Raw genomic sequence first — 24,521 nt, 5'->3', positions numbered from 1 at the left:
CACTCACCTGACCCCTCGCCCCGCCTGCCTGACCCCCAGCCTGCGGTGCCGCAGTGCCGAAACCAGGCACAGCAACCCCACCGCGATGATCGCCGCCAGATGCTCCTTGCCCGCGAGGTTGCCCTTCAGCATCACCTCGATCGCTATCGCCGCGGTCACCGCGAGGGCGGTCACGTACGCGCCGTAGCGCCACGCGACGAACACCGCGAGGCCGACCACCGCCGCCGAGGGACCGGTGTCCACGACCAGCCGGTCCGAGCTGGGCAGTCCGAACAGGTTGTCGAAGCCGAGCCAGATGCCGAGGCGGGCGTAGAGCGTGCCGGCGAGGGTCGCGGCGTAGGCGATGACCAGGGTGCGCCAGCGGCCGAGGCAGATCTCCGCGATGCCGAACACGAAGAGGATCTGGGCCAGGGCGCCCCACACGGGGAGGTCCAGCGCCGGGACGAAGAGGGACAGCGGGGTGCGGAGGAGAGCCGGCCACAGCGGGTCCACGGCCCGCACCGCGCCCGTGTCCTGCACGAACCGGTAGCCCCACGACTGGTTCTGCACGAAGTGCAGCACCGCCGTCAGGGCCACCGCCCCGAGCGTCATCGGGACCGCCCGCCAACGCCGCTTCAGCAGCGGCTCGCGCACGGTGACGTAGAGCAGTCCCCATTCGGCGCGGGCCCAGCGGGCGAGGCGGTTCACCTGTGCGTCTCCAGGTGCTTGCGGTGCAGCCACTTCGGCAGTCCCGGCGCTTCCAGGAACCCTTCCGCGCGCGCCGCCGCGAGGCCGATGCGCAGCAGGTCCGCGCTCTTCTCGAAGAGCAGGAACCGGGGTTCCCAGATGGGCCGGTACTTGGCGTTGGCGCGGTACAGCGACTCGATCTGCCACCAGCGCGAGAAGAAGCTGAGGAGTGACCTCCACAGCCGCAGCACCGGCCCGGCGCCGATCCGCGCCCCCCGTTCGAAGACCGAGCGGAACATGGCGAAGTTGAGCGAGACCTGGGTGATGCCGATCTCCTGGGCGCGGCGCAGGAGTTCGATCACCATGAACTCCATCAGCCCGTTGTCGGAGTCGCGGTCCCGGCGCATCAGGTCGAGGGACAGCCCGTGCGGGCCCCACGGCACGAAGGACAGCACCGCCCTCAACTCGCCCTCCCCGTCGGTGCATTCGAGCATCACGCACTGCCCGTCGTCGGGGTCCCCGAGCCGCCCGAGCGCCATGCTGAAGCCGCGCTCGGTGGCCCCGTCCCGCCAGTCGTCCGCACGCTTCAGCAGGTACGCCATCTCCTTGGCCGGGATGTCCTCGTGCCGCCGGATCCGCACGGTGTACCCGGCCCGCTTCACCCGGTTGAAGGCCTGCCGTACGGTCCGCATGGCCCGTCCTTCGAGGGTGAACTCGGCTACCTCGACGAGGGCTTCGTCCCCGAGTTCGAGGGCGTCGAGCCCGTGCCGCGCGTAGACGGTGCCCGCCTCCTCGCTCGCGCCCATGACAGCCGGAATCCATCCGTGAGCCCGCGCCTCCGCCAGCCACGGCTCGATCGCGCCGGGCCACGCCTCCGGGTCGCCGATGGGGTCACCGGAGGCGAGCGACACCCCGCCCACCACCCGGTACGCGACGGCCGCCTTTCCGGTCGGCGACCACACCACGCTCTTCTCCCGGCGCAGCGCGAAGTACCCGAGCGAGTCCCGCTCGCCCTGCCGTTCAAGGAGCGCCCGCAGCTTCTTCTCGTCGTCCTCGGTGAGCGGGTCGACGGCACGCCGCGAGCGGAACGCGGCGTAGAACACGGCGAGGACCAGGACCGTACTGAGCACGTTGATGGCGACGTTGGCCCAGTTCGGGGTCCAGATGCCGGGGAAGCGATTCTCCGGCGCGGCGATGGACACCAGCCGGAACGCGCCGTAGCGCCAGCGCTCCAGGAACGTCGAACGGGACGCGTCGTGCGCCTGGTTGGTGACCGTCACCAGCAGCGCGGCCAGCAGTGAGGCGGCCGGCGTTCCGCCGACGGCGACGACGGCGGCCAGCCGGGGGTTGGACCGGTCGCCCTTGGCGTAGAACTCCCGCCGCCCGACCAGCAGCGCGGCGACGAAGGCGGCCGTCAGCACCAGGGAGATCCAGTTCTGCGGGTACCGGCGGATCTCCTGGAACGACATGGCGAACCCGAACAGCGCCAGGAACAGCCCGCTGACCACCAGGTTCAGAATCCACGCGGCCCGTTTGCGGCGCCGCATGGTGATGGCGAGGAACGCCGTGAACACCCCGGACGCGAAACCGGCCGTCAGCAGATAGGGCGTGAAGAAGTTCTCCTGGTTGTGCCGTCGTACGTCCTGCCCCAGCGAAACCCACGCCGCGCTGAGGAAGTTGATGAACGCGACGGCCCGCAGATACCAGACGGCGAAGGCCGCGGCCCGCCGCGAGGCGCCTGAGCTATGACGATCCTGAACGGGCCCGACCCGGACATCTCCCATGAAGGAGGATCATATGGGCGTTGTTGCGGCGAACGGTTCTTATCCGCCGTCGCAACGATCACGCCCAGGTCACTCCTCGGGCTCCTCACCCCTGGCCGACCGACTTGTCGACCCCGGCCGGCGCCCGTATGTCGACCGGCTTCTCGGTCCCGGTCGGGTTCTCGGTCGGCTGCTACGCGTCGGTCGGCTTCTCGGCCGCGGCCGGGGCGTCGGCCTTCTCCGGACTCACGGCTGCTTCCGGCTCCGCGGCCTGGTCCGGTTCAGCGGCCTGTTCCGACCCCGCCGCCTTCTCTGGCTCCGCGGCCTTCTCCAACCCTGCGGCCCGCTCCGGCTCGGCCGCCGCTTCAGGCGCTACGGAAGGCTCCGCCGACTCTTCCGCCTCCGCCGACACTCCCTCCGCCTCCGCCAACTCCTCCGGCTTCAGCGGGAGTTCGGCCGCGAGCGCCGCCGCGGCCTGCACCAGCGGCAGCGCGAGCAGCGCGCCCGCGCCCTCCCCGACGGTCACGCCGTGGTCGAGCAGCGGCTCCAGGGCCATCCGGTCCAGCGCCTTCGCCTGCCCCGGCTCCCCGCTGTTCTGCCCGGCGAGCCACCAGTCCGGCGCCCGGAACGCGACCCGCTGACCCACCAGCGCGCACGCGGCGGCCACCACCCCGTCCAGGATGACCGGCAGCTTCCGTACGGCACTCTGCAGCAGGAACCCGGTCATCGCGGCGAGGTCGGCGCCGCCCACCGTCGCCAGTAGCTGCAATTGGTCCCCGAGCACGGGCCGGGCCCGCCGCAGCGCGTCCCGGATCGCCGCGCACTTGCGCATCCACGCCAGGTCGTCGATCGCGAGCCCGCCCCGCCCGGTGACCACCGACGCGTCGGTCCCGCACAGTGCGGCGATCAGCACGGAGGCCGGTGTGGTGCCGCCGACGCTCACATCGCCGAGGACCACCAGATCCGTACCGGAGTCGGCCTCCTCGTCGGCGACGGCGACGCCGGCGTTGAACGCGGCCTCCGCCTCCTCCAGCGTCAGCGCGTCCTCGATGTCGATGCGCCCGCTGCCCCGCCGTACGCGGTGCTTCACGACCTCGTCCGGCAGTGAGCCGGGCTCGCAGTCCAGGGCCATGTCCACGATCCGCACCGGCACCCCGAGCCGCCGGGCGAGCACCGCCGCCGGGCTGCCGCCCTCCAGCACCGACCGCACCAACTCCCCGGCGCTGCCCGCCGGTCGGGCCGACACACCGAGTTCGGCGATCCCGTGGTCGCCCGCGAACAACACCACACGCGGCCGTTCGACCGGCCGCACCGGTACGACGCCCTGTGCCGCCGCCAGCCACTCACCCAGGTCGTCGAGCCGGCCCAGCGACCCGGGCGGCACGATCTGACGTTCGCGGCGCGCCTCGGCGTCACGGCGCACACCGCCGTCGGGGCGCTCGATCAGATCGGTGAAGTCGTCGAGATTAAGCGAGCTCATTCGCCGAACAGTACCGGCAGCGATCGAACGCGACAGCGCCACATGGCCACCACGCGCCCCCGACGTCCTTGCCCCCAAGATCGAGATCCCGTACGTATCGTTTTGCACCGTATTGTCGTACGTCTCCGGGAGCCGCCCATGAACAGCCTGCGCACCCGCGTCAGCACGCGCGTCAGCACCCTCGACGCGCGCCGCCGCCACCGCGCGCTGGCCCGCGCGATCCTGCGGCTCCTCCCGGAACCGGAGAGCTGGCTCGACGTCGGCACGGGCGACGCCCACTTCCCGGAGACGGCGAAGGACCTCTTCCCGTACACGTCCTTCGACGGCCTCGACCCCACCCCCCGAGTCGTCCGGGCCCGCGCGGCCGAACGCATCGAGGAGGCCTATGCCGGCCACCTCACGGACCCGCACATCACGACCGCCCTCCAGGCCCGCTACGACGTCGTGACCCTCCTGCGCGACCGCTCACCGGCCCCCGACCCCGACGCCGAACTCCGCGCCGCCCTCACCGTCCTGCGCCCCGGCGGTCTCCTCCTCCTGGAAGGCCGCCCGGACGACCTGCGCACCCAACTGGAGCCCCACGACTGCGAGTTCGTCACGGAAGCCCGCCGGGTCCCGGACCGCTTCCCGCCCCCACAACGCCTGATCGCCCGCAGAAAACGGCAGCCCTAGCCGCGCAGCGCGAGCGCCTGCCCCGCCACCACCAGCAACACGTGCTCGCACTCACCGGCGATCGCGGCGTTCAACCGCCCGAGCTCGTCCCGGTACCGGCGCCCGGACGCGGTCGCCGGCACGATCCCCGAGCCCACCTCGTTGGACACGGCGACCAGGGTCCGCCGGGTCGAGCGCACGGCGGCCGTCAACTCCCGTACGCGCACCCGGAGTTGCTTCTCCCCGCCGTCCCCCCACTCCGTGTCGTCCCACGCCCCCACGGAGTCCATGGCGTCCGTCAGCCACAGCGACAGACAGTCGATGAGCAACGGCGGCCCGTCCTGGTCCAGCAACGGCACCAGATCGCAGGTCTCCGCCGTACGCCACGACCCCGGCCGCCGCTCCCGGTGCGCGGAGACCCGGGCGGACCACTCGGTGTCCCCGTTGCGCGAGCCGCCCGTGGCGACATACAGCACATCGGGAAAGGCCTCCAGCCGCCGCTCCGCCTCGACGGACTTCCCGGACCGCGCCCCGCCCAGCACCAGCGTCCGCCGCGGCACATCGGGCACGTCCTCGTACACCCCCACGGTCAACGTCGTCCCGTCCGGCACGGCCCGCGCCCCCACGGCCGCCAGCCGCCGCGCCGACTCGGCCCCCGGCGGCACATCGTGATCGAGATGTACGGCGATGACGTCGGTGGCGGGCCCCATCGCCCCCACCGCCCGCAGCTTGGCCAGAGCGTGCGGCCGCCCCACCACATCGGCGAGCACCATGTCGTACGACGCGACGGCCCCTTCCTCAAGCCCGGCCGGCGCGCCCCCCGGCGGCAGATACAGCACCCGCTGCCCGTCGGGCCCGGTGACGGCGTACCCGGTACCGGGCGTGTCCATCGCCACCGCCCGCACCCGGTGCCCCGTCAACAGCGCCAGCTCCCGCCCGTCCGGCACCCGCCCCGGCTGCGGCAGCCCCGCCGGCACCTCCACCGGGGGCCCGTCGTGCGGATGCGACAACAGCACCTGCCGCACACCCCCGAGCGAATGCCCCGCCCGCGCCGCGGCGAAGGCCGCCCCGGGCGTCAGATCGAGCAACAGCGTCCCGTCCACGAGCACCGCCGTGGCCGCCCGGGCATCCACCCCGAGCGAAAGGGCACAGGCCGCACAGGGACAGTCGAGACGCGGGAGTCCCGCGGGGGCGCCGGTGCCGAGCAGAGTGAGTTCCACGAAGTTGATTTTCGCGCGTCTGACCAGGTCTTGCGCATCGGACTAGGCTTCTCGGCAGAAGCCGGACCAAGATCCGGCTTCTGCTCTGCATGCGCTCAGACTGGGAGGCGTACATGGCGGCATGGATCTGGCGGTTCGAGAAGTCCGACGGGACCGAGGTCGAACCCGCGGTCACGCCGGAGGAGTTCACCACACAGGGCGACGCGGAGTCCTGGCTGGGCGAGGTGTGGAAGGAACTCGTCGCGGGCGGCGCGGACCAGGTGTTCCTCTTCGAGGACGGCACGCAGATCTACGGGCCGATGAGCCTGCACGCCGAGGACGCCAGCCCGTCGTAGGCCAAGCGGGGGCGGCCGGAGAAGCACCGGCCGCCCCCACCTTGTTCCCGGGCCGGGCTACTGCTCGCCCAGCGTCACGTCGGCCTTCTTCGACGCCCCGTTCCGCGAGTACGTCACCGTCGTCTTCTGCCCCGGTTTGTCGGACGCCAGCGCCTCCGACAGCGAGGTGATCGTGGTGATGCCCGTGTCGCCGAGCTTCGTGATGATGTCGCCGGCCCGGATGCCGGCCTTGTCGGCAGCGCCGTCGTTCTTCACGGCGACCACGGCGACCCCGGCCGCACGGTAACTGCCGTCGACGACCGTACGGCCGGTGATGCCGAGCGCGGCCCGGCCCGAGTCGGTGACCTTGCCGTCCTTCACGATCTGGTCGGCGACCGTCTTCACCATCGAGGACGGGATCGCGAACCCGATACCGGGCGCCGCACTGCCCCCGAGGTCCGGATCGGTGGCGGCGAGGGTCGGGATACCGATGACCTGCCCGTTCAAATTCACCAGTGCACCCCCGCTGTTGCCGGGGTTGATCGCGGCCGAGGTCTGCACCATGTTGGCGATGGTCGCGCCCGTACCGCCCCCGGTGCTGCCCTCGCTGACGGTCCGTCCGGTCGCCGACACGATGCCCTGCGTCACGCTGGACGACAGTCCCAGTGGCGAGCCCATGGCGAGGACGATCTGCCCCACCTCGACCTTGGAGGAGTCCGCGAAGGTCGCCGCCTTCAGCCCGGCCGGCATCTTGTCCAGCTTGACGACGGCCAGGTCCTGCTCGGGATACGAGTACACGAGCTTGGCGGTGAGCACGTCCTCGCTGTTCGCGGTGGTCACCTTGAACGTCTTCTCGTTCCCGACGACGTGCGCGTTGGTGACGATGTGCCCCTGGTCGTCGTACACGACCCCCGACCCCAGATCGCTGCTGGCCTGGATCTGCACGACCGACGGCAGGACCTCCTTGATCACCTTCAGGTAGTCGTTCTGCAGATCGTCACTCGACATCGGTACGGCGGCCTCGGCGGCCTGCGTGGTCGAGCCGTCCTTCTTCGAGGAGGCCGACGACGACGCGGACGACGCGGACCCGGAGTCGGAACATCCGGCGACCAGCGCGAGCGAACAGGCGAGACCGGCGAGCAGAGCGACCGGCCGCAGGGCACGGGGACGAGCGCGGGTACGGGAGAAGTCCATACCGCGAGTGTCTCTTTGGGGTGAATATCCGGCTTGTACTGCTGACCCGAACGGGCCCCTCGGCGGGGCGCGCTCAGCCCCGCACGCCGCACAGATGCAGCAGCGCGGCCACCGCCCGGTACGGATCGGTCCGCCCGGCCCGCTCCTCGGCGGCCAGCAGCGGCTCGACGTCCGTCGGGATCTCGGCCCCTTCCGGAGCCGTGTCGGTGAAGACCCGCACGCCGTACCAGGACTGCAACGGCGCCCCGATCCCCGCCAGCGTCGCCGTCAGGGTGTCCAGCCGGTCCGCCCGCGCGTCGACGCCGAGCCGGTTGCGGTACGCGGCCGAGTCGAACGCGGCCGACGCCGACGCCCAGTCCCAGGACAACCCGGGCCGCATGGCCAACGCGTCGGCGTTCCGTACGAGAAGAGACAGGAGACCGCCCGGCGCCAGCATCCGGGCAAGCCCCGCGAGCAGCGGATCGGGCTCGGACACGTACATGAGCACGCCGTGACAGAGCACGACGTCGAAGCTGCCCGGCAGGAAGTGGACGCCCGTGTCCCGGCCGTCGCCCTCGATGATCCGCACCCGCTCCCGGATGCCCTCGGGCTCGCCGGACAACGCCTCGCGGGCCGCAGCGACCATCTTCGGTTCCTGTTCGAGCCCGGTCACCTGGTGCCCCGCCCGGGCCAGCCGCAGCGCCTGCGTGCCCTGGCCCATCCCGACGTCGAGCACCCGCAGCCGCTGGCCGACCGGATACCGGCCGGCTATCTGCTCGTCGAGCTGCCGGGCCACCAGCTCCTGTCGTACGACATTCCGCAGCCCGCCCAGCCTGCTCAGCCAGGCATCCGCCGCGCCCCCGGAGAAGGAGTCCGCGCTCAGGGCCGCTCTCCGCGCTTGACCTGCGGCTTCGGCAGCCGGAGTCGACGCATCTGGAGGGAGCGCATGAGGGCGTACCAGACCGTGCCCTTCGTGCTCTGGCCCGGGAAGCGCTCGGCGAGCAGCTTGCGCAGCCGGAACGCGCTCCAGAAGGAGTCGACCACGATCAGCACGATCACCACGAGCCACAGCAGCAGCGCGATGTTCTGCAGCGCGGGGATCCGCACCACGCTGAGCACGAGGATCACCACGGCCAGCGGCAGGAAGAACTCGGCGATGTTGATGCGCGAGTCGATGTAGTCGCGCGCGAACTTGCGGACCGCGCCCTTGTCGCGAGCGGGCAGATACTTCTGGTCACCGGTGGCCAGCGCGGTGCGCTGCCTCTCCATCTGCGCACGCCGCTCGTCGCGCTGGCGCTTGGAGGCGTCCTTGCGCGTCATCGAAGTGTTGGCGACGCTGCGGCGCTGAGTCTGGGACTCACTGCGCTTGGGCGTGGGCCGACCCTTCGGGGCCTGAGGGTCTCGGGGCTGCGTGGAGTCGGTCAGCGAGGCCTTGTCGGCGGTCGCGGCCTTCTCTTCCTTGGAACGGCTTCGGAACACAAAACCCAAGGGTAAGGGGTGAAAGGGGTTGGACCCCAGCCCGGTGGGGAACGATCCGGCAACACCAGTCGTCTGTAGGGGGACAGAGGACGTCATCGACGGGTCCTGCCAGGGGAGCACCTACTCCTTACGCCGGAGCAGGACCGCGGTCAGTCGTCCTTGGGGATGACCGCATCCGTCCCCGAACAGTGCGGTAATGGATGCAGGGCCCGTACTGTGGGTTCTGTTGCAGTCGCTGGAGCTGGAGTCCGTCAGAAGGGGGCGCGCGAAGCCCATGAGCGGTGTCATGAAGCGTATGGGGATGATCTTCCGCGCGAAGGCGAACAAGGCCCTTGACCGGGCCGAGGACCCGCGCGAAACCCTCGATTACTCGTATCAGAAGCAGCTGGAGCTGCTTCAGAAGGTGCGCCGGGGTGTGGCCGACGTCGCCACGTCCCGCAAGCGTCTGGAGCTCCAGCTCAACCAGCTGCAGTCGCAGTCCTCGAAGCTGGAGGACCAGGGCCGCAAGGCGCTCGCCCTCGGCCGCGAGGACCTGGCCCGCGAGGCGCTCTCGCGCCGCGCCGCGCTCCAGCAGCAGGTGACCGACCTGGAGACGCAGCACACGACGCTCCAGGGCGAGGAGGAGAAGCTCACCCTCGCGGCCCAGCGCCTCCAGGCCAAGGTGGACGCCTTCCGTACGAAGAAGGAGACCATCAAGGCCACGTACACGGCGGCCCAGGCACAGACCCGGATCGGCGAGGCGTTCAGCGGCATCTCCGAGGAGATGGGCGACGTGGGCCTCGCGATCCAGCGGGCCGAGGACAAGACCCAGCAGCTCCAGGCCCGCGCCGGCGCGATCGACGAGCTCCTCGCCTCCGGTGCCCTGGACGACCCGACCGGCATGGCCAAGGACGACATCCAGGCCGAGCTGGAACGCCTGTCCGGTGGTACGGATGTAGAGCTGGAACTCCAGCGCATGAAGGCGGAGCTGGCCGGCGGTTCGTCTGCTTCACAGCAGGCGATCGAAGGCGGCACCGACAAGGCGCAGCCCCAGCAGCCGCAGGACACCCCGCGCTTCGACAAGCAGTAGGCCCACGCCTGAGGAGGGCGACATGATCGTACGGATCATGGGGGAGGGGCAGGTGAGGCTGGCCGACAGCCACCTCACCGAGCTGAACAAGTTGGACGACGTACTCCTGACGGAAGTACGCAATGGAGACGGCCCCGCCTTCCGCGAGACCCTCCAGGCTCTCCTGTCAAAGGTCCGCGAACTGGGCGAGCCGCTGCCGGACGACTCCCTGGAACCATCAGAGCTGATCCTCCCGTCGCCGGACGCGACCCTGGAGGAGGTCCGGGAGCTGCTGAGCGACGACGGCTTGATCCCGGGGTAGAAGACGGCTCCTTCTAGACGGGGGCCAATTCCCAGCCCGCCCGGCGTCTGAGAACGAGGCGGAGCCGTTCCGAGCCCCCACTCACCTGCTGGGGCGGTGCTTGGGGTGGCGGCGCCTTTTCAGTGCAGGCGGGCAAATCCACCCCGTCCGGCGTTTGAGGACGAGGTGGAGCCGTTCCGAGCCCCCACTCACCTGCTGGGGCGGTGCTTGGGGTGGCGGCGCCTTTTCAGTGCAGGCGGGCAAATCCACCCCGTCCGGTGTCTGAGGACGAGGTGGAGCCGTTCCGAGCCCCCACCCACCCGCTGGGGGCGGAGCTTGGAATGGCGGCGCCTTTTCAGCACAGGCCCGCAAATCCAGCGTCCGGCGTTTGAGGACGAGGCCGTCCAGGCCGAAGCGGGGGTCTGGGGGCGCAGCCCCCGGCAACGCCCACTCCAACACCCCGCACAGGCACAAGGAACGTACAGCTGACCCCCGTTCCGCCCCCGGCAGGGACCCCGTACCGTTGCAAGAATGACCACCCTCGACCGGGCCCGCTGCCAAGCGAAGGCGCACCCCTCCGCCCTGGACGCGGTCCTCGCCGCCGCGGTGCTCGTCTGCATGGTCGCCGGATCGTTCGTGGACCCCCACGGGGACAACGGTGTGAGTTGGGGCATCCGCACCCCCGCCCCCCTCAGTCTGGTCCTCATGGCGGTCGGCGCCGCCGCACTGGTCCGCCGCCGCCGCGCCCCCATGCTGGTGCTGGCCGTCACCGCCACCGCCTCCCTCATCGAGAGCGTCACCAGCGACCCCCGCGCCCCGGTCGCGATGTCCGCCGTGGTCGCCCTGTTCACCGTCGCCGTCACCACCGACCGCTCGACGACCTGGCGCGTCGCCCTGCTCACGATGACCGTGCTGACCGGCGCCGCGATGCTGGGCGGTCCCCTCCCGTGGTACGCCCAGGAGAACCTCGGCATCTTCGCCTGGACCGGTATGGCGGCCGCCGCCGGCGACGCCGTGCGCAGCCGTAAGGAATTCGTGCACGCCATCCGCGAGCGCGCCGAACGGGCCGAGCGCACCCGCGAGGAGGAGGCCCGCCGTCGGGTCGCCGAGGAACGGCTGCGCATCGCCCGTGACCTGCACGACGTGGTCGCGCACCACATCGCCCTGGTCAACGTCCAGGCCGGAGTCGCCGCGCACGTCATGGACAAGCGCCCCGACCAGGCCAAGGAAGCCCTCGCGCACGTACGCGAGGCCAGCCGCTCCGCGCTCAACGAACTCCGGGCCACCGTCGGCCTGTTGCGTCAGTCCGGCGACCCCGAGGCCCCCACCGAACCGGCCCCCGGGCTGGACCGCCTCGAAGAACTCGCCGGCACCTTCCGCAGCGCGGGCCTGCACGTGGAGGTGGCCCGCGCCGACAACGGCACCGCCCTCCCCGCCGCCGTCGACCTGGCCGCCTACCGAGTCATCCAGGAAGCCCTCACCAACGTGCAGAAACACGCCGGTACGGAGGCGAAGGCGGAGGTGAGTGTCGTCCGCGTGGGACCGAACGTGGAGGTCACCGTCCTCGACAACGGCTCCGGCGAGGACCAGGACCCCGACTCCGGCGGCGGCCACGGCCTGCTCGGGATGCGCGAGCGCGTCACCGCCCTGCGCGGCACCCTCACCACCGGTCCCCGGTACGGAGGCGGCTTCCGCGTCCATGCGATCCTGCCGGTCAAGACCCGCCCACGCGCCTCGGGGGACCCCGTATGACGACGATCCGTGTCCTGCTCGCCGACGACCAGGCCCTGCTGCGCAGCGCCTTCCGCGTACTCGTCGACTCGGAGCCCGACATGGAGGTCGTAGGAGAGGCCTCGGACGGCGCGCAGGCCGTACGGCTGGCGAAGGAGGAGCGGGCCGACGTCGTGCTGATGGACATCCGGATGCCCGGCACGGACGGCCTCGCCGCGACCCGCATGATCAGCGCCGACCCGTCCCTGGCCCACGTCCGCGTGGTCATACTGACGACCTTCGAGGTCGACGACTACGTGGTGCAGTCCCTGCGCGCGGGCGCGTCCGGCTTCCTCGGCAAGGGCTCGGAACCCGAGGAACTCCTCAGCGCGATCAGGGTCGCCGCGGCCGGAGACGCCCTGCTCTCCCCGGTGGCCACCAAGGGCCTGATCGCCCGCTTCCTCGCCCAGGGCGGCGACCTGGACGACGACCGCGACCCCGCCCGCGCCGAACGCCTCGAAGCCCTCACCGTCCGCGAACGCGAGGTTCTCGTCCAGGTGGCCGGTGGCCTCTCGAACGACGAGATCGCCGAACGCCTGGAGGTCAGCCCCCTGACGGTGAAGACCCACGTCAACCGCGCCATGTCCAAACTGGGCGCCCGCGACCGGGCCCAACTCGTCGTCATCGCCTACGAGTCGGGGCTGGTCCGGCCGCGGGTGGACTAGGTCCGTAGAAGGACCGCGGCCCTACGGCAGCGCCAGCATCCGCTCCAGCGCCAGCTTGGCGAACGCCTCCGTCTCCTTGTCCACCTCGATGCGGTTGACCAGGTTGCCCTCGGCGAGGGACTCCAGGGTCCAGACCAGGTGGGGGAGGTCGATGCGGTTCATGGTCGAGCAGAAGCAGACCGTCTTGTCGAGGAAGACGATCTCCTTGCCCTCGGGGGCGAAACGGTTCGCGAGCCGTCGTACGAGATTCAGCTCGGTGCCGATGGCCCACTTGGAACCGGCCGGGGCCGCCTCAAGTGCCTTGATGATGTACTCCGTTGACCCGACGTAGTCCGCCGCGCTCACGACTTCGTGCTTGCACTCGGGGTGGACGAGGACGTTGACGCCGGGGATGCGGGCGCGGACGTCCTCGACCGACTCCAGCGAGAAGCGGCCGTGCACCGAGCAGTGGCCGCGCCACAGGATCATCTTCGCGGCGCGCAACTGCTCTGTGGTGAGGCCCCCGTTGGGCTTGTGCGGGTTGTAGAGGACGCAGTCCTCCAGGCTCAGGCCCAGGTCGCGGACCGCCGTGTTGCGGCCCAGGTGCTGGTCCGGCAGGAACAGGACCTTCTCGCCTTGCTCAAATGCCCACTCAAGGGCCCGCTCGGCGTTCGACGAGGTGCAGATCGTGCCACCGTGCTTGCCCGTGAACGCCTTGATGTCGGCGGACGAGTTCATGTACGACACGGGCACGACCTGCTCGGCTATGCCGGCCTCGGTCAGTACGTCCCAGCACTCGGCGACCTGCTCGGCGGTGGCCATGTCGGCCATCGAGCAGCCGGCGGCGAGATCGGGGAGGACGACCTTCTGGTCGTCGCCGGTCAGGATGTCCGCGGACTCCGCCATGAAGTGCACACCGCAGAACACGATGTACTCGGCCTCCGGGCGCGCGGCCGCGTCCCGGGCCAGCTTGAAGGAGTCGCCCGTGACGTCCGCGAACTGGATGACCTCGTCGCGCTGGTAGTGGTGGCCGAGCACGAAGACCTTGTCGCCGAGCTTCTCCTTGGCCGCGCGGGCCCGCTCGACCAGGTCCGGGTCGGACGGCGAGGGCAGGTCGCCGGGGCACTCGACGCCGCGCTCGCTGCTCGGGTCGGCCTCACGGCCGAGGAGGAGCAGGGCGAGGGGCGTCGGCTGAACGTCGAGTTCCTGGGTCTGGGCGGTGGTCACGGCACGCACCCTTTCTGTTCTGCGGGCTGGGCTGTCCTGAGGGGAGGACGGCCCTTTTCGTCGAATTGACGTTATCTATCATAACTGCTTCACGTCAGTTTGACGACGGCCATAACGTCGATGTGACATCAATCCCGGTGAGCGCCCAGTGAGGGACCTTGCGGGTGTGTGCGAGCATGGAGGAGAGAGCAGAAGAGGTACAGGCGAAAAGAACGCCACCCGGCCCGGAATGAATCCGCGGCCACGCCGGTTGAAATGTCGGCAAGCAGTCTCCGTACAACCCGGGAGAGATGTAGATGTCCGTATCGGACGAGACCAGCACCGTCACCGACGGCATCCTTCTGTCCGACGCCGCCGCGGCGAAGGTCAAGGCCCTGCTCGACCAGGAAGGCCGTGAGGATCTGGCCCTGCGTGTCGCCGTCCAGCCCGGCGGCTGCTCCGGCCTGCGTTACCAGCTCTTCTTCGACGAGCGCTCCCTGGACGGCGATGTCGTCAAGGACTTCGGCGGTGTCAAGGTCGTCACCGACCGCATGAGCGCCCCGTACCTGGGCGGCGCCTCCATCGACTTCGTCGACACCATCGAGAAGCAGGGCTTCACGATCGACAACCCGAACGCGACGGGCTCCTGCGCCTGCGGCGACTCGTTCAGCTAGTCCCTGAACCCAGTACGACACGCGGTACGAAGGCGGCGGCCCCCTCCGACAGGGCCGCCGCCTTCGGGCTTTTCCGGTGTCCGTGTGTCCGTTGCTACCGGGCCAGTGAGGGTCCTGCCCCCACCTCCACCCTCTTCTCCACGGGGATAGCCGTGCCGTCCGGTCCGACGACCTTCCGGTCACCGACCGGCGCCTTCAACTGCACGGTCTGGTGGTAGATCTTGGCGATCATGATGCAGACCTTGTCCGGCCAGGGCGTGTCGGTCACCGTGACCGTCACCTTGTCCGAACTCTCCACGGCCGACGCCTTGTAGTCCGCGCACACCCCGCCGGTGAAGGCCACGGTGAGGCTCTTCCCGTCGGTCGTGTAGCCGTCCGCCTTGATGTCGTGCGGCGCCGCGGTGGAGGTCGAACTCGCCGTAGGAGTGGGCGTGTCGGCCGAGGCCAGATACTTCGGATCGATCGCCGGATACGTCACCGTGAAGGTGTCCTGCCCGCCCGGCTGCCGCGCCTCGAACAGCCAGGACGGCACCAGCGTCTGCTTCCCGTCCACGGAGTGCACCGCGAGCCCGAACACCGCGTGCTCGACAGTGGTCGACGCCTGCGTCGGCGTAGCGGCGGAGGCGGTCGACGACCCGCAGGGCGCCTCCAGTCGGTCCTTCAGCGGTACGGGACTGGCGCAACCGCCGATGCCCATACGGTGATCGGTCCTCGGCGCCGCGTTCATCAGGTCCAGCGTCTTCCGCGCACTCAGCACGGGATAGACGTCACTCTTCACCGGCGCCGCCAACTCCCCGCTCCCGCCGACCACTTCACCCTGGGCGCTGACGGTCAGCCCGGTGGTCCACCCGTGGGTCGGCAGTCCGCCGACGACCGGCTCGGCGTTCACGACCCGCTGGGCGCCCATGAGTTGGCTCGCGTCGATCTTCGCGTCGTCCTGGCCGACGGCCTTGAGGATCGGGGCGGCGGCCTTCTCGGCCACGGCCGCGCTCACCGGGTCGGTGGCTGAAGTGCCGGGATCGTGCGTGCACTTGAGGGTGCCGGTGCAGTCGTCGGTGCCGGGTGCGTAGCGGTTGAACGTCCACATGCCCGGCGCCGCCTTGTTCACCTGCAGACTCGGCCCGCTCCCGTCCTGCCCGCCCACCTTCCAGACCTGCCCCTCGGCCACCGGCGTCCCCATGACACCGAGAGCCTTCGCGAGCCGGCTCACCGCGTCCTTGGTGACCTCGCCCTGCGGCACGTAGACAGCAGCGGACTCCGGCCCACCGGGCAGGCTCCCGGCGGCCCGATACGTCTCCCCGTACGGATTCGGCTCCCCGGACGCGATCCCACTCGTACCGCCCGAGGAGTACCCGTCGAGCGCGAGCGGCGGCGGAGTCCCGTCCGCACCGGACGCCGCGGACCCCGTCCCTTCCCCCGACCCTCCGGAACCGGACGAGGACGACGCGAGATACGCCCCACCCCCTCCGACGAGCAGCACGGCGGCGGCCACGGAGGCGATGACGAGCGGCGACCGGGATCGCGCGGGGCGCCTGTCGTCGGGTTCGGGGGAGTGGTCGCGCAGGGGCAGATCGGTGTCGGCGGTGGAGGTGGACCCCTCTGGGTGGGCAGCCGCGGGGGGTGTGGGGCCGGCGACCCCCGGTCGGCCCGCCTCGGCGTCGGACTCGGTGCCGGATGCCGCGAGGCGGGCCCCTTCCGACCGGTCTTCCGACGGGTCGGCCTCCGTGCCGGAACCAGACGGGTCGTTCTCCGTGGCGGAGCCAGACGGGTCGATTTCCGTGCCGGAACCAGACGGGTCGATCTCCGTGCCGGAGCCAGACGGGTCGATTTCCGTGCCGGAACCAGACCGGTCGGCCTCCGTGCCGGAGCCAGACGGGTCGATTTCCGTGCCGGAACCAGACGGGTCGGCCTCCGTGCCGGAACCAGACCGGTCGATCTCTTCCGGGTGGTCGGCTTCTACGCCGGACGCCACGGGCCCCGCCTCGTCCGGCCGGCCGGGACCGGCCTCCGCCCCGGACGCCGTAGAACCAGCCTCTTCCCTACGGCCGGTCTCGGCGTCGGACGCCCCGCGGTCGCCCTCTGCCGTGTCTCCACCCTCGCCCGCATCCGCCGTGGCATCAGCCGCCTTGCTCAGGGGGGACCTCCCGTCGCCGGCCGATTCCCCGCCGGCCCCGGTGTCGTCGACCTCGGGCCCTTTCGCGGAGCCCTTCGCGGCGTCCCCCACGCCCCGCACGTCACCGGACGTGCCGGTCGTGTCGTCGTTGTCGGGTCGCTCGGTGTTCACCGCATCGCTCCTTCGGCTGCGCAACTGTCCCTTGACCCTGACCCGGCCCTGTCAAAGGGGCAGGCAGAAGGGTCGTATCCCGCATCCCCTTTACGGGGGACAGCGATGGGACGCAGCGGGGGAGCGCACGGTTCCCCCGAGCGCGCCGACAGAGCCGGGGTACTCGGACCCCGGCTCGAAATACCGGCTCGGAATCCCGGTTCGGAACCTCGTCCCGCTCCGCTCAGTCGCCGTACTCCGACATGCCGTCCAGCAGCCGGGCGGACTCCGACGGCACCGACACGCCGTGGATGAGTGACGGGGACACCGGAAGGGCAACGATCCGGTCGGGAACCGTCCAGTGGGGAGCCATCCGGGCGCAGTCGCCGCGCAAGGACGCGAGGTCGGCCTCACCTTCACCTTCGAGGAGGACCGGAACGGGGCCATCGACTTCGAGGTTCGTCATAGCGGCACCGTAGGCACGCTTGAGCTCGCGAAGAAAGATCTACTATCGGGTAGTTTTGGCCGCTTCAGAGCCGCCGCGCGGACCGGGTAGCGTGAACTGTCAACGCAGCCTCCCTCAGGAGAGTCCTCGCCGTGCGCATCGCAGTCACCGGTTCCATCGCCACCGACCACCTCATGACCTTCCCCGGACGCTTCGCCGACCAGCTGGTCGCGGACCAGCTGCACACGGTGTCGCTCTCCTTCCTCGTCGACAACCTCGACGTACGCCGAGGAGGCGTCGGCGCCAACATCGCCTTCGGCATGGGCCAGCTCGGCACCGCGCCGATCCTGGTCGGCGCCGCCGGCTCCGACTTCGCCGAGTACCGCGACTGGCTCGACCGGCACGGTGTCGACACCGGCTCGGTCCGTATCTCCGAGACGCTGCACACCGCCCGTTTCGTGTGCACCACGGACTCCGACCACAACCAGATCGGCTCCTTCTACACGGGCGCCATGAGCGAGGCCCGCCAGATCGAGCTGAAGACCGTCGCCGACCGCGTGGGCGGCCTCGACCTGGTCCTGATCGGCGCGGACGACCCCGAGGCGATGCTCCGCCACACGGAGGAGTGCCGTACCCGCTCCATCCCCTTCGCCGCCGACTTCTCCCAGCAGATCGCGCGCATGGGCGGCGACGACATCCGCATCCTGCTGGACGGCTCGGCGTACCTCTTCTCGAACGAGTACGAGAAGGGCCTCATCGAGTCCAAGACCGGCTGGAGCGACGAGGAGATCCTGTCCAAGGTCGGCCACCGCGTCACCACGCTCGGCTCGCGCGGCGTCCGGATCGAGAGCGTCGGTGCGGACCCGATCGAGGTCGGCTGCGCGGAGGAGGAGCGCAAGGCCGATCCCACGGGTGTCGGCGACGCGTTCCGGGCGGGGTTCCTCTCGGGGCTGGCGTGGGGGGTTTCCCTGGAGCGGGCGGCGCAGATCGGGTGCATGCTCGCGACGCTGGTCATCGAGACTGTCGGTACGCAGGAGTATCAGCTGCGGCGGGTGCACTTCATGGACCGGTTCACCAAGGCGTATGGGCATGACGCTTCGGCCGAGGTGCGGGGGCATCTGGGCTGATTGGTCGAGTGCGGGCGCGTGGGGGCTGGTCGCGCACCCGCGGCGGTAGCCGCATATCGACACAGCCCCGCGCCCCTTAGGTTTCTCAGCTTGTCCGGCGGATCAAGTAGGCCGTGCCTTGGTCCGCCTTCTCCTCGCCCATGTACTCCTGTCCCCGCATCTCGCACCATGCCGGGATGTCCAGTCGTGCTGCCTCGTCGTCGGACAGGACCTTGACCGTGCCGCCGATCGGCACATCGCCGATGACCTTCGCCAGTTCGATCACCGGGATCGGGCAGCGCTTGCCGAGTGCGTCCACGACGAGCGAGTCGTCCTCTACGACAGTCACCGGCGCCTGCGCTCCCAACTTCTCCCGCACCCCCGCCACCGCTCCCGGCAGCACGGTGAGAAACCGCTCGACGTCCTCCTCCGTCGCCCCCCGCGGCAACGACACCCGCACATTCCCCTCACTCAGCACTCCCATCGCCTTCAGCACATGGCTGGGCGTCAGCGTGCTGCTCGTGCAGGACGATCCGGACGAGACGGAGAAACCGGCGCGGTCCAGCTCGTGGAGGAGGGTCTCTCCGTCGACATAGAGACAGGAGAAGGTGACGATCCCGGGCAGTCGCCGCACCGGATCGCCGACCACGTCCACGCCCGGCACCAGCCGCGGCACCCGCGCCCGGATCCGCTCCGTCAGTTCCCGCAGCCGTAGCGCCTCCTGGGCCGCCTCCGTGCGCACCGCGCGCAGGGAGGCCGCCGCGGCCACGACGGCGGGGATGTTCTCGAAGCCGGCGGCGCGTCCCGACTCCCGTTCGTCGGCGGGCCGTTGGGGCGCGAAGCGCACGCCCTTGCGCACCGCCAGCAGCCCGACCCCGGCCGGCCCGCCCCACTTGTGCGCGCTGGCCGTAAGCAGCGACCACGCGCCCTCGACCGGTCCCCACCCCAGCGACTGCGCCGCGTCGACCAGCAACGGCACGCCGACCGCCCGGCATGCCTCGGCCACCTCGGCGACCGGCTGTACGGTCCCCACCTCGTGGTTGGCCGACTGCAGACAGGCCAGCGCGGTGTCCGACCGGAGGGAATCGGTGTAGGCCGCCACGCTCACCGCGCCCGTACGGTCCACGGGCACCTCGGTGGACGAACCGCCCTCCGCGACCAGCGCCTCGGCCGAATGGAGCACGGAAGAGTGTTCAACCGCTGACACGATCAGGTGACGCCCGACGCGCCGCCGCCCCGCCAACGCCCCCGCGATCCCCGCATGGACGGCCCGGGTCCCGGAGGAGGTGAAGACGAGTTCGTCGGCCCGGCACCCGACGGCTTCAGCGGCGGCCTCACGGGCAGCGTCCAGCAGCAACCGCGCCTTACGCCCCTCCCGATACAACCGAGCAGGATCCGCCCACCCCTCGTCCAGAGACGCCAACAGCGCCTGCCGGGCTACAGGATGGAGAGGAGCGGAAGAGGCAGCATCAAAGTAGGACACACAGCAACGTTAAAACGTACGGAGGCTTTCTTTAGGGGCGCGGGGAACTGCGCGAGCAACCACAACGAGCCCGCACCCGCCCAAATCACCTGAACCCCCGAGCTATTAGGCGCAAGGAGTAACGGGCGGCGCGTATGCCACCCTCCCCGCGAACCCCCGGAGGGCGTCGGCTAGGGTTTGGTCCGCATAAACATCCAAACCCCTGCCCGACGCAGGGCGGCGACCGACCCGCGTGAAGGCAGGCCGCAGCCAATCCGCGCGGGCGAGACTCTCGGGAAGGCGCTACGTGAGTCCCAACGGCTCCGACCGCTCGCCGCGGCGCCCGATGCGGCGGAAGCTGCTGCAGGCAATGACTGCGGGCCTGGTCCTGGCGACCGCGACCGGTTGCACATCCAAGGACTTTCCTCGCCTTGGTTTCCCCACCCCGACCACGGAAGAGGGTCCGCGGATCCTCTCCCTGTGGCAGGGATCCTGGGCTGCCGCGCTCGCCGTCGGCGTCCTGGTGTGGGCCCTGATCATGTGGAGCGTCATGTTCCACAGGCGCAGCCGCACCAAGGTCGAGATTCCCCCGCAGACCCGGTACAACATGCCCATCGAGGCGCTGTACACGGTTGTTCCGCTCATCATCGTCTCGGTGTTGTTCTACTTCACCGCCCGTGACGAGACGAAGCTCCTGAGCCTCGACAAGAAGCCCACCGTGACGGTCAACGTCGTGGGCTTCCAGTGGAGCTGGGGCTTCAACTACATCGAGAACGTCGACGGTGTCAGTGGCGACGCGACGACCGACAAGAACCTGGCCGCCATTCCGGACCGGTTCAAGAAGCAGTTCCCGGCGAACGCCGGCGGAGTCTACGACGTCGGTACGCCCGCCACGAAGAACCCGCAGACGGGCAACCCGGGTCCGACCCTCTGGCTCCCCAAGGGCGAGACGGTCCGCTTCGTCCTCACCTCACGTGACGTCATCCACGACTTCTGGGTGGTGCCGTTCCTGATGAAGATGGACGTCGTCCCGGGCCACACCAACTCCTTCCAGGTGACCCCCAACAAGGAGGGCACCTACCTCGGCAAGTGCGCCGAGCTCTGCGGCGTCGACCACTCCCGGATGCTGTTCAACGTGAAGGTCGTCTCGCCGGAGCGTTACCAGCAGCACCTCAAGGACCTCGCCAAGAAGGGGCAGACCGGTTACATTCCCGCCGGCATCGCGCAGACGAGCCACGAGAAGAACCGGGAGACGAACAACCTGTGAGCATCCTCAACGAACCTCAGGGTGCCGCGGCGGCAGAGTCCCACTACGCGGACGAGCTGCCGGTAAGGCGCAAGCAACCCGGTAACGTCGTGATCAAGTGGCTCACCACCACCGACCACAAGACGATCGGCACGCTGTATCTGGTCACGTCGTTCGCGTTCTTCCTGATCGGCGGCGTCATGGCGCTGCTGATGCGCGCCGAGCTGGCCCGGCCGGGTCTGCAGATCCTGTCGAACGAGCAGTTCAACCAGGCGTTCACGATGCACGGCACGATCATGCTGCTGATGTTCGCGACGCCCCTGTTCGCCGGTTTCACGAACTGGATCATGCCGCTGCAGATCGGCGCGCCCGACGTGGCGTTCCCGCGGCTGAACATGTTCGCCTACTGGCTCTACCTGTTCGGCTCGACGATCGCGGTGGGCGGCTTCCTCACCCCGCAGGGTGCGGCCGACTTCGGCTGGTTCGCCTACTCCCCGCTGTCGGACGCGGTCCGTTCGCCGGGCATCGGCGCCGACATGTGGATCATGGGTCTGGCCTTCTCCGGCTTCGGCACGATCCTCGGTGCGGTCAACTTCATCACCACGATCATCTGCATGCGCGCACCCGGCATGACGATGTTCCGCATGCCGATCTTCGTGTGGAACGTGCTGCTGACCGCCGTACTCGTTCTGCTGGCCTTCCCCGTTCTCGCCGCCGCGCTCTTCGCGCTGGAGGCGGATCGGAAATTCGGGGCACATGTCTTCGATGCCGCGAACGGCGGGGCATTGCTGTGGCAACACCTCTTCTGGTTCTTCGGCCATCCAGAGGTGTACATCATCGCCCTGCCGTTCTTCGGCATCATCTCCGAGGTCATCCCGGTCTTCTCCCGCAAGCCGATGTTCGGCTACATGGGACTGGTCGCCGCGACCATCTCCATCGCCGGCCTGTCCGTGACCGTGTGGGCGCACCACATGTACGTCACCGGCGGAGTGCTGCTGCCGTTCTTCTCCTTCATGACGTTCCTCATCGCCGTACCAACCGGCGTGAAGTTCTTCAACTGGATCGGCACCATGTGGAAGGGGTCCTTGTCCTTCGAGACCCCGATGCTCTGGGCCACCGGCTTCCTGATCACCTTCACCTTCGGTGGTCTGACCGGTGTCATCCTGGCCTCGCCGCCGATGGACTTCCACGTCTCGGACTCGTACTTCGTCGTCGCCCACTTCCACTACGTGGTCTTCGGTACGGTCGTCTTCGCGATGTTCTCCGGCTTCCACTTCTGGTGGCCGAAGATGACCGGCAAGATGCTCGACGAGCGCCTCGGCAAGATCACCTTCTGGACGCTGTTCATCGGCTTCCACGGCACCTTCCTGGTCCAGCACTGGCTGGGCGCCGAGGGCATGCCCCGTCGTTACGCGGACTATCTCGCGGCCGACGGCTTCACCGCCCTGAACACGATCTCGACGATCAGCTCCTTCCTGCTCGGTCTGTCGATGCTGCCGTTCCTCTACAACGTGTGGAAGACGGCGAAGTACGGCAAGAAGGTCGAGGTCGACGACCCGTGGGGCTACGGCCGTTCGCTCGAATGGGCGACGTCCTGCCCGCCGCCGCGGCACAACTTCCTCACCCTGCCGCGGATCCGCAGCGAATCCCCGGCGTTCGACCTGCACCACCCGGAGATCGCCGCTCTCGACCAGCTCGAGAACGCGCATCACGGTGACAAGGCCCTCACTGGCGGCAAGGAGGCGGGCAAGTGAAGGTCCAGGGCAGGATGTTCATGTGGCTGGCCGTCTTCGTGCTCGCCACGGCGATCGTCTACGGCGTCTGGTCCAAGGAGGCGGCCGGTACCACGGCCCTCTTCATGGCCTTCGGCCTGTGCATCATGGTCGGCTTCTACCTGGGCTTCACCGCCCGGCGGATCGACACGCTCGCGCAGGACAACAAGGAGGCCGACGTCGCGGACGAGGCCGGCGAGGTGGGCTTCTTCAGCCCGCACAGCTGGCAGCCCCTCGCCCTCGGTGTCGGTGGCGCACTGGCCTTCCTGTCGATCGCGATCGGCTGGTGGCTGCTGTACTTCTCCGCCCCGATCATCATGATCGGCCTGTACGGCTGGGTCTTCGAGTACTACCGCGGTGAAGACCGCACCCAGTAGCACGCGCCGAGCGCTCACGAGCCCGGACACTCCGTCAGGAGGGTCCGGGCTCGTTCTTTTGCCGCAGTGTCGGTCCCTCGTCCGAGTGACCCACCGCGCCGTGGCTGACGAAGCTTCATAACCTCGGCTCATGAGCCACTCTCCGCGCACCCGCACCGTCGTCAGCTGCACCCTGCTGGTGGTCTCCCTCGGCGCGGGCGTCACCGCCTGCGGGTCCGACGGCGGCAACCCGCTGTCGGCCAAGCCGTACGACGCGGCGGGGCAGATCTCCTTCAACGGCCCGTCCGGCAAGGGCAAGAAGGTCGACCCCGACAAGCCCCTGCAGGTCACCGCCTCCGGCGACGACGGGCGCATCACGGACGTCACCGCCGTGGACGCCACGGGACGCTACGTCACGGGCGAACTCGCCGCCGACGGCACTCGCTGGCACAGCACCTCCCCGCTGGCCGCCAACGCCCACTACACGGTCAGCGTGAGCACGGAGGACGGGGACGGCGCCCCCGGCCGCAAGGTCCTCACCATCGACACCAGCAAGCCGACCGCCAAGAAGAGCCTGACCGTGAAGTTCGGTCCGGACGCCGGCGCGTACGGCGTCGGCCAGCCGGTCACCGCCGAACTGAACACGCCCGTCAAGGACAAGGCACAGCGGGCCATCGTGGAACGCGCCCTCAGGGTGGACTCCGTGCCCGCCGTGGAGGGCGCCTGGCACTGGGTGGACGACAAGGAACTCCACTACCGTCCCAAGGAGTACTGGCCCGCCCACGCCACCATCCAGGTCCACAGCAACCTCGACGGCGTGAAGATCAGCGACCGCCTGTGGGGCGGCACCTCGAAGGGGCTCAAGCTCACCACGGGCGACAAGATCGTCGCCGTGACGGACGCCGCGTCCCACGAGATGACGGTCTACAAGAACGACGAGGAGATCAACGAGATCCCCGTCACCACCGGCAAGCCCGGCTTCGAGACCCGAAACGGCGTCAAGGTCGTACTGGGCAAGGAGTACTTCGTACGGATGCGCGGAACCACCGTCGGCATCTCCGAGGGCTCCTCGGACTCGTACGACCTCCCCGTGTACTACGCGACCCGCGTCACCTGGAGCGGCGAGTACGTCCACGCCGCCCCCTGGTCGGTGGGCTCCCAGGGCTCCGCGAACGTCAGCCACGGCTGCACCGGCATGAGCACCAGCAACGCCGAGTGGTTCTTCGACACCGTCCACGCGGGCGACGTCGTCAAGGTCGTCAACTCGAACGGCGACGACATGGAACCCTTCGGCAACGGCTTCGGCGACTGGAACCTCGGCTGGAAGAACTGGCGAGGCGGCAGCGCGCTGGTAGGCGGAACACCGGACGGCCCCAGGCCGGAGGACACGGCGAGACTTCGTCCCGAGTCAGTGTGACCCACCTAGGGGTGACCTGCCTGGGGGCGCGGGGCTGTGACATTTGCGGCTCCGCCGCGCGGGCG

At 69.7% G+C, this 24,521-nt stretch carries 23 protein-coding genes; 12 read left to right on the top strand and 11 right to left on the bottom strand.

What is annotated here, in order from left to right; genetic code table 11:
- Positions 1-3 precede the first annotated feature (3 nt).
- From ACFWP5_RS27895 to cobT, 3 genes are all read right to left on the bottom strand, one after another.
- A complete protein-coding gene (locus ACFWP5_RS27895; RefSeq protein WP_384162149.1) occupies positions 4-687 on the bottom strand; it encodes a hypothetical protein in 684 nt (227 codons plus the stop codon).
- Complete coding sequence (locus ACFWP5_RS27890; protein WP_384162146.1) at positions 684-2,450, bottom strand: phosphatidylglycerol lysyltransferase domain-containing protein; 1,767 nt, start codon at positions 2,448-2,450, stop codon at positions 684-686. Before ACFWP5_RS27890 ends, ACFWP5_RS27895 begins: the two co-directional genes overlap by 4 nt.
- 172 nt (positions 2,451-2,622) lie before the next feature.
- The gene (gene cobT / locus ACFWP5_RS27885) at positions 2,623-3,909 is read right to left on the bottom strand and encodes a nicotinate-nucleotide--dimethylbenzimidazole phosphoribosyltransferase (protein ID WP_384162143.1); all 1,287 of its coding nucleotides are present in this window, start codon (positions 3,907-3,909) and stop codon (positions 2,623-2,625) included.
- Positions 3,910-4,047: 138 nt separating this feature from the next.
- Here cobT and ACFWP5_RS27880 point away from each other — a divergent pair, with 138 nt between their 5' ends.
- Positions 4,048-4,581, top strand: coding sequence for a methyltransferase domain-containing protein (locus tag ACFWP5_RS27880; RefSeq protein WP_384162140.1), 534 nt, complete (start codon positions 4,048-4,050; stop codon positions 4,579-4,581).
- Here the strand turns inward: ACFWP5_RS27880 and ACFWP5_RS27875 are convergent.
- Positions 4,578-5,780 (bottom strand): bifunctional adenosylcobinamide kinase/adenosylcobinamide-phosphate guanylyltransferase, encoded by a 1,203-nt coding sequence (locus ACFWP5_RS27875; RefSeq protein WP_384162137.1) that lies wholly within the window; start codon positions 5,778-5,780, stop codon positions 4,578-4,580. The genes ACFWP5_RS27880 and ACFWP5_RS27875 overlap by 4 nt on opposite strands.
- 113 nt (positions 5,781-5,893) lie before the next feature.
- On the opposite strand from ACFWP5_RS27875, the gene ACFWP5_RS27870 reads away from it, so the two are divergent.
- The gene (locus ACFWP5_RS27870; RefSeq protein WP_384162134.1) at positions 5,894-6,115 is read left to right on the top strand and encodes a hypothetical protein; all 222 of its coding nucleotides are present in this window, start codon (positions 5,894-5,896) and stop codon (positions 6,113-6,115) included.
- Between the two features lie 57 nt (positions 6,116-6,172).
- On the opposite strand, the gene ACFWP5_RS27865 is transcribed toward ACFWP5_RS27870, so the two are convergent.
- The 3 genes from ACFWP5_RS27865 to ACFWP5_RS27855 form a co-directional block, all read right to left on the bottom strand.
- Positions 6,173-7,288 (bottom strand): S1C family serine protease, encoded by a 1,116-nt coding sequence (locus tag ACFWP5_RS27865; RefSeq protein ID WP_384162131.1) that lies wholly within the window; start codon positions 7,286-7,288, stop codon positions 6,173-6,175.
- Between the two features lie 73 nt (positions 7,289-7,361).
- Entirely contained in the window at positions 7,362-8,063 is a 702-nt protein-coding gene (locus tag ACFWP5_RS27860) for a class I SAM-dependent methyltransferase (protein WP_384162128.1), read from the bottom strand.
- An 83-nt stretch (positions 8,064-8,146) separates the two neighbouring features.
- On the bottom strand, positions 8,147-8,842 hold the full coding sequence (locus tag ACFWP5_RS27855) for a DUF3043 domain-containing protein (RefSeq protein WP_384162125.1): 696 nt from the start codon (positions 8,840-8,842) through the stop codon (positions 8,147-8,149).
- 178 nt (positions 8,843-9,020) lie between these two features.
- Between ACFWP5_RS27855 and ACFWP5_RS27850 the strand changes: the two genes are divergently transcribed.
- The 4 genes from ACFWP5_RS27850 to ACFWP5_RS27835 all read left to right on the top strand — a co-directional run bounded on the left by ACFWP5_RS27850 (position 9,021) and on the right by ACFWP5_RS27835 (position 12,530).
- A complete protein-coding gene (locus ACFWP5_RS27850; protein ID WP_266767872.1) occupies positions 9,021-9,815 on the top strand; it encodes a PspA/IM30 family protein in 795 nt (264 codons plus the stop codon).
- Between the two features lie 22 nt (positions 9,816-9,837).
- Positions 9,838-10,116, top strand: coding sequence for a hypothetical protein (locus ACFWP5_RS27845; RefSeq protein ID WP_384162122.1), 279 nt, complete (start codon positions 9,838-9,840; stop codon positions 10,114-10,116).
- 510 nt (positions 10,117-10,626) lie between these two features.
- Positions 10,627-11,847 (top strand): sensor histidine kinase, encoded by a 1,221-nt coding sequence (locus ACFWP5_RS27840; RefSeq protein ID WP_384162119.1) that lies wholly within the window; start codon positions 10,627-10,629, stop codon positions 11,845-11,847.
- Positions 11,844-12,530 carry a response regulator gene (locus ACFWP5_RS27835; RefSeq protein WP_384162116.1) on the top strand — a complete coding sequence of 229 codons (687 nt, stop codon included), beginning with the start codon at positions 11,844-11,846 and terminating at the stop codon, positions 12,528-12,530. Before ACFWP5_RS27840 ends, ACFWP5_RS27835 begins: the two co-directional genes overlap by 4 nt.
- Positions 12,531-12,551: 21 nt before the next feature.
- On the opposite strand, the gene nadA is transcribed toward ACFWP5_RS27835, so the two are convergent.
- Complete coding sequence (gene nadA, locus ACFWP5_RS27830; protein ID WP_384162113.1) at positions 12,552-13,736, bottom strand: quinolinate synthase NadA; 1,185 nt, start codon at positions 13,734-13,736, stop codon at positions 12,552-12,554.
- A gap of 296 nt (positions 13,737-14,032) precedes the next feature.
- Here nadA and ACFWP5_RS27825 point away from each other — a divergent pair, with 296 nt between their 5' ends.
- The gene (locus ACFWP5_RS27825; RefSeq protein WP_019065032.1) at positions 14,033-14,389 is read left to right on the top strand and encodes an iron-sulfur cluster assembly accessory protein; all 357 of its coding nucleotides are present in this window, start codon (positions 14,033-14,035) and stop codon (positions 14,387-14,389) included.
- Positions 14,390-14,483: 94 nt separating this feature from the next.
- Here ACFWP5_RS27825 and ACFWP5_RS27820 read toward each other — a convergent pair whose 3' ends face one another.
- Both ACFWP5_RS27820 and ACFWP5_RS27815 read right to left on the bottom strand, forming a co-directional pair.
- Complete coding sequence (locus ACFWP5_RS27820) at positions 14,484-16,673, bottom strand: DUF4573 domain-containing protein (protein ID WP_384162110.1); 2,190 nt, start codon at positions 16,671-16,673, stop codon at positions 14,484-14,486.
- Between the two features lie 223 nt (positions 16,674-16,896).
- Positions 16,897-17,118 carry a hypothetical protein gene (locus ACFWP5_RS27815; protein WP_384162107.1) on the bottom strand — a complete coding sequence of 74 codons (222 nt, stop codon included), beginning with the start codon at positions 17,116-17,118 and terminating at the stop codon, positions 16,897-16,899.
- Positions 17,119-17,249: 131 nt separating this feature from the next.
- Here ACFWP5_RS27815 and ACFWP5_RS27810 point away from each other — a divergent pair, with 131 nt between their 5' ends.
- Positions 17,250-18,224, top strand: coding sequence for a carbohydrate kinase family protein (locus ACFWP5_RS27810; protein ID WP_384162103.1), 975 nt, complete (start codon positions 17,250-17,252; stop codon positions 18,222-18,224).
- 85 nt (positions 18,225-18,309) lie between these two features.
- On the opposite strand, the gene ACFWP5_RS27805 is transcribed toward ACFWP5_RS27810, so the two are convergent.
- Positions 18,310-19,686, bottom strand: a complete 1,377-nt coding sequence (locus ACFWP5_RS27805) for a cysteine desulfurase/sulfurtransferase TusA family protein (protein WP_384162100.1) — start codon at positions 19,684-19,686, stop codon at positions 18,310-18,312.
- A gap of 286 nt (positions 19,687-19,972) precedes the next feature.
- Here ACFWP5_RS27805 and coxB point away from each other — a divergent pair, with 286 nt between their 5' ends.
- From coxB to ACFWP5_RS27785, 4 genes are all read left to right on the top strand, one after another.
- Positions 19,973-20,932 (top strand): cytochrome c oxidase subunit II, encoded by a 960-nt coding sequence (coxB, locus tag ACFWP5_RS27800; protein WP_384162097.1) that lies wholly within the window; start codon positions 19,973-19,975, stop codon positions 20,930-20,932.
- Entirely contained in the window at positions 20,929-22,665 is a 1,737-nt protein-coding gene (gene ctaD / locus ACFWP5_RS27795; RefSeq protein ID WP_384162094.1) for a cytochrome c oxidase subunit I, read from the top strand. The genes coxB and ctaD overlap by 4 nt, the downstream gene beginning before the upstream one ends.
- Positions 22,662-23,060, top strand: a complete 399-nt coding sequence (locus ACFWP5_RS27790; RefSeq protein ID WP_033284401.1) for a cytochrome c oxidase subunit 4 — start codon at positions 22,662-22,664, stop codon at positions 23,058-23,060. The genes ctaD and ACFWP5_RS27790 overlap by 4 nt, the downstream gene beginning before the upstream one ends.
- 130 nt (positions 23,061-23,190) lie before the next feature.
- Entirely contained in the window at positions 23,191-24,456 is a 1,266-nt protein-coding gene (locus ACFWP5_RS27785; RefSeq protein WP_384162091.1) for an Ig-like domain-containing protein, read from the top strand.
- Positions 24,457-24,521: the final 65 nt, after the last annotated feature.

Source organism: Streptomyces sp. NPDC058469 (assembly GCF_042721125.1).
Taxonomy (GTDB): domain Bacteria; phylum Actinomycetota; class Actinomycetes; order Streptomycetales; family Streptomycetaceae; genus Streptomyces.
Note: the sequence above shows the minus strand (reverse complement) of the source record. Positions and strands in the feature narration are given on the sequence as shown.

Bases quoted from the DNA above. Each gene is read 5' to 3' on its own strand.
- ACFWP5_RS27785 (WP_384162091.1), top strand. From the start codon at position 23,191: ATGAGCCACTCTCCGCGCACCCGCACCGTCGTCAGCTGCACCCTGCTG.
- ACFWP5_RS27845 (WP_384162122.1), top strand. From the start codon at position 9,838: ATGATCGTACGGATCATGGGGGAGGGGCAGGTGAGGCTGGCCGACAGC.
- ACFWP5_RS27880 (WP_384162140.1), top strand. From the start codon at position 4,048: ATGAACAGCCTGCGCACCCGCGTCAGCACGCGCGTCAGCACCCTCGAC.
- ACFWP5_RS27840 (WP_384162119.1), top strand. From the start codon at position 10,627: ATGACCACCCTCGACCGGGCCCGCTGCCAAGCGAAGGCGCACCCCTCC.
- cobT (WP_384162143.1), bottom strand. From the start codon at position 3,909: ATGAGCTCGCTTAATCTCGACGACTTCACCGATCTGATCGAGCGCCCC.
- ACFWP5_RS27865 (WP_384162131.1), bottom strand. From the start codon at position 7,288: ATGGACTTCTCCCGTACCCGCGCTCGTCCCCGTGCCCTGCGGCCGGTC.
- ACFWP5_RS27835 (WP_384162116.1), top strand. From the start codon at position 11,844: ATGACGACGATCCGTGTCCTGCTCGCCGACGACCAGGCCCTGCTGCGC.
- ACFWP5_RS27850 (WP_266767872.1), top strand. From the start codon at position 9,021: ATGAGCGGTGTCATGAAGCGTATGGGGATGATCTTCCGCGCGAAGGCG.
- ACFWP5_RS27890 (WP_384162146.1), bottom strand. From the start codon at position 2,450: ATGGGAGATGTCCGGGTCGGGCCCGTTCAGGATCGTCATAGCTCAGGC.
- ACFWP5_RS27855 (WP_384162125.1), bottom strand. From the start codon at position 8,842: ATGACGTCCTCTGTCCCCCTACAGACGACTGGTGTTGCCGGATCGTTC.
- ACFWP5_RS27870 (WP_384162134.1), top strand. From the start codon at position 5,894: ATGGCGGCATGGATCTGGCGGTTCGAGAAGTCCGACGGGACCGAGGTC.
- ACFWP5_RS27825 (WP_019065032.1), top strand. From the start codon at position 14,033: ATGTCCGTATCGGACGAGACCAGCACCGTCACCGACGGCATCCTTCTG.
- ACFWP5_RS27815 (WP_384162107.1), bottom strand. From the start codon at position 17,118: ATGACGAACCTCGAAGTCGATGGCCCCGTTCCGGTCCTCCTCGAAGGT.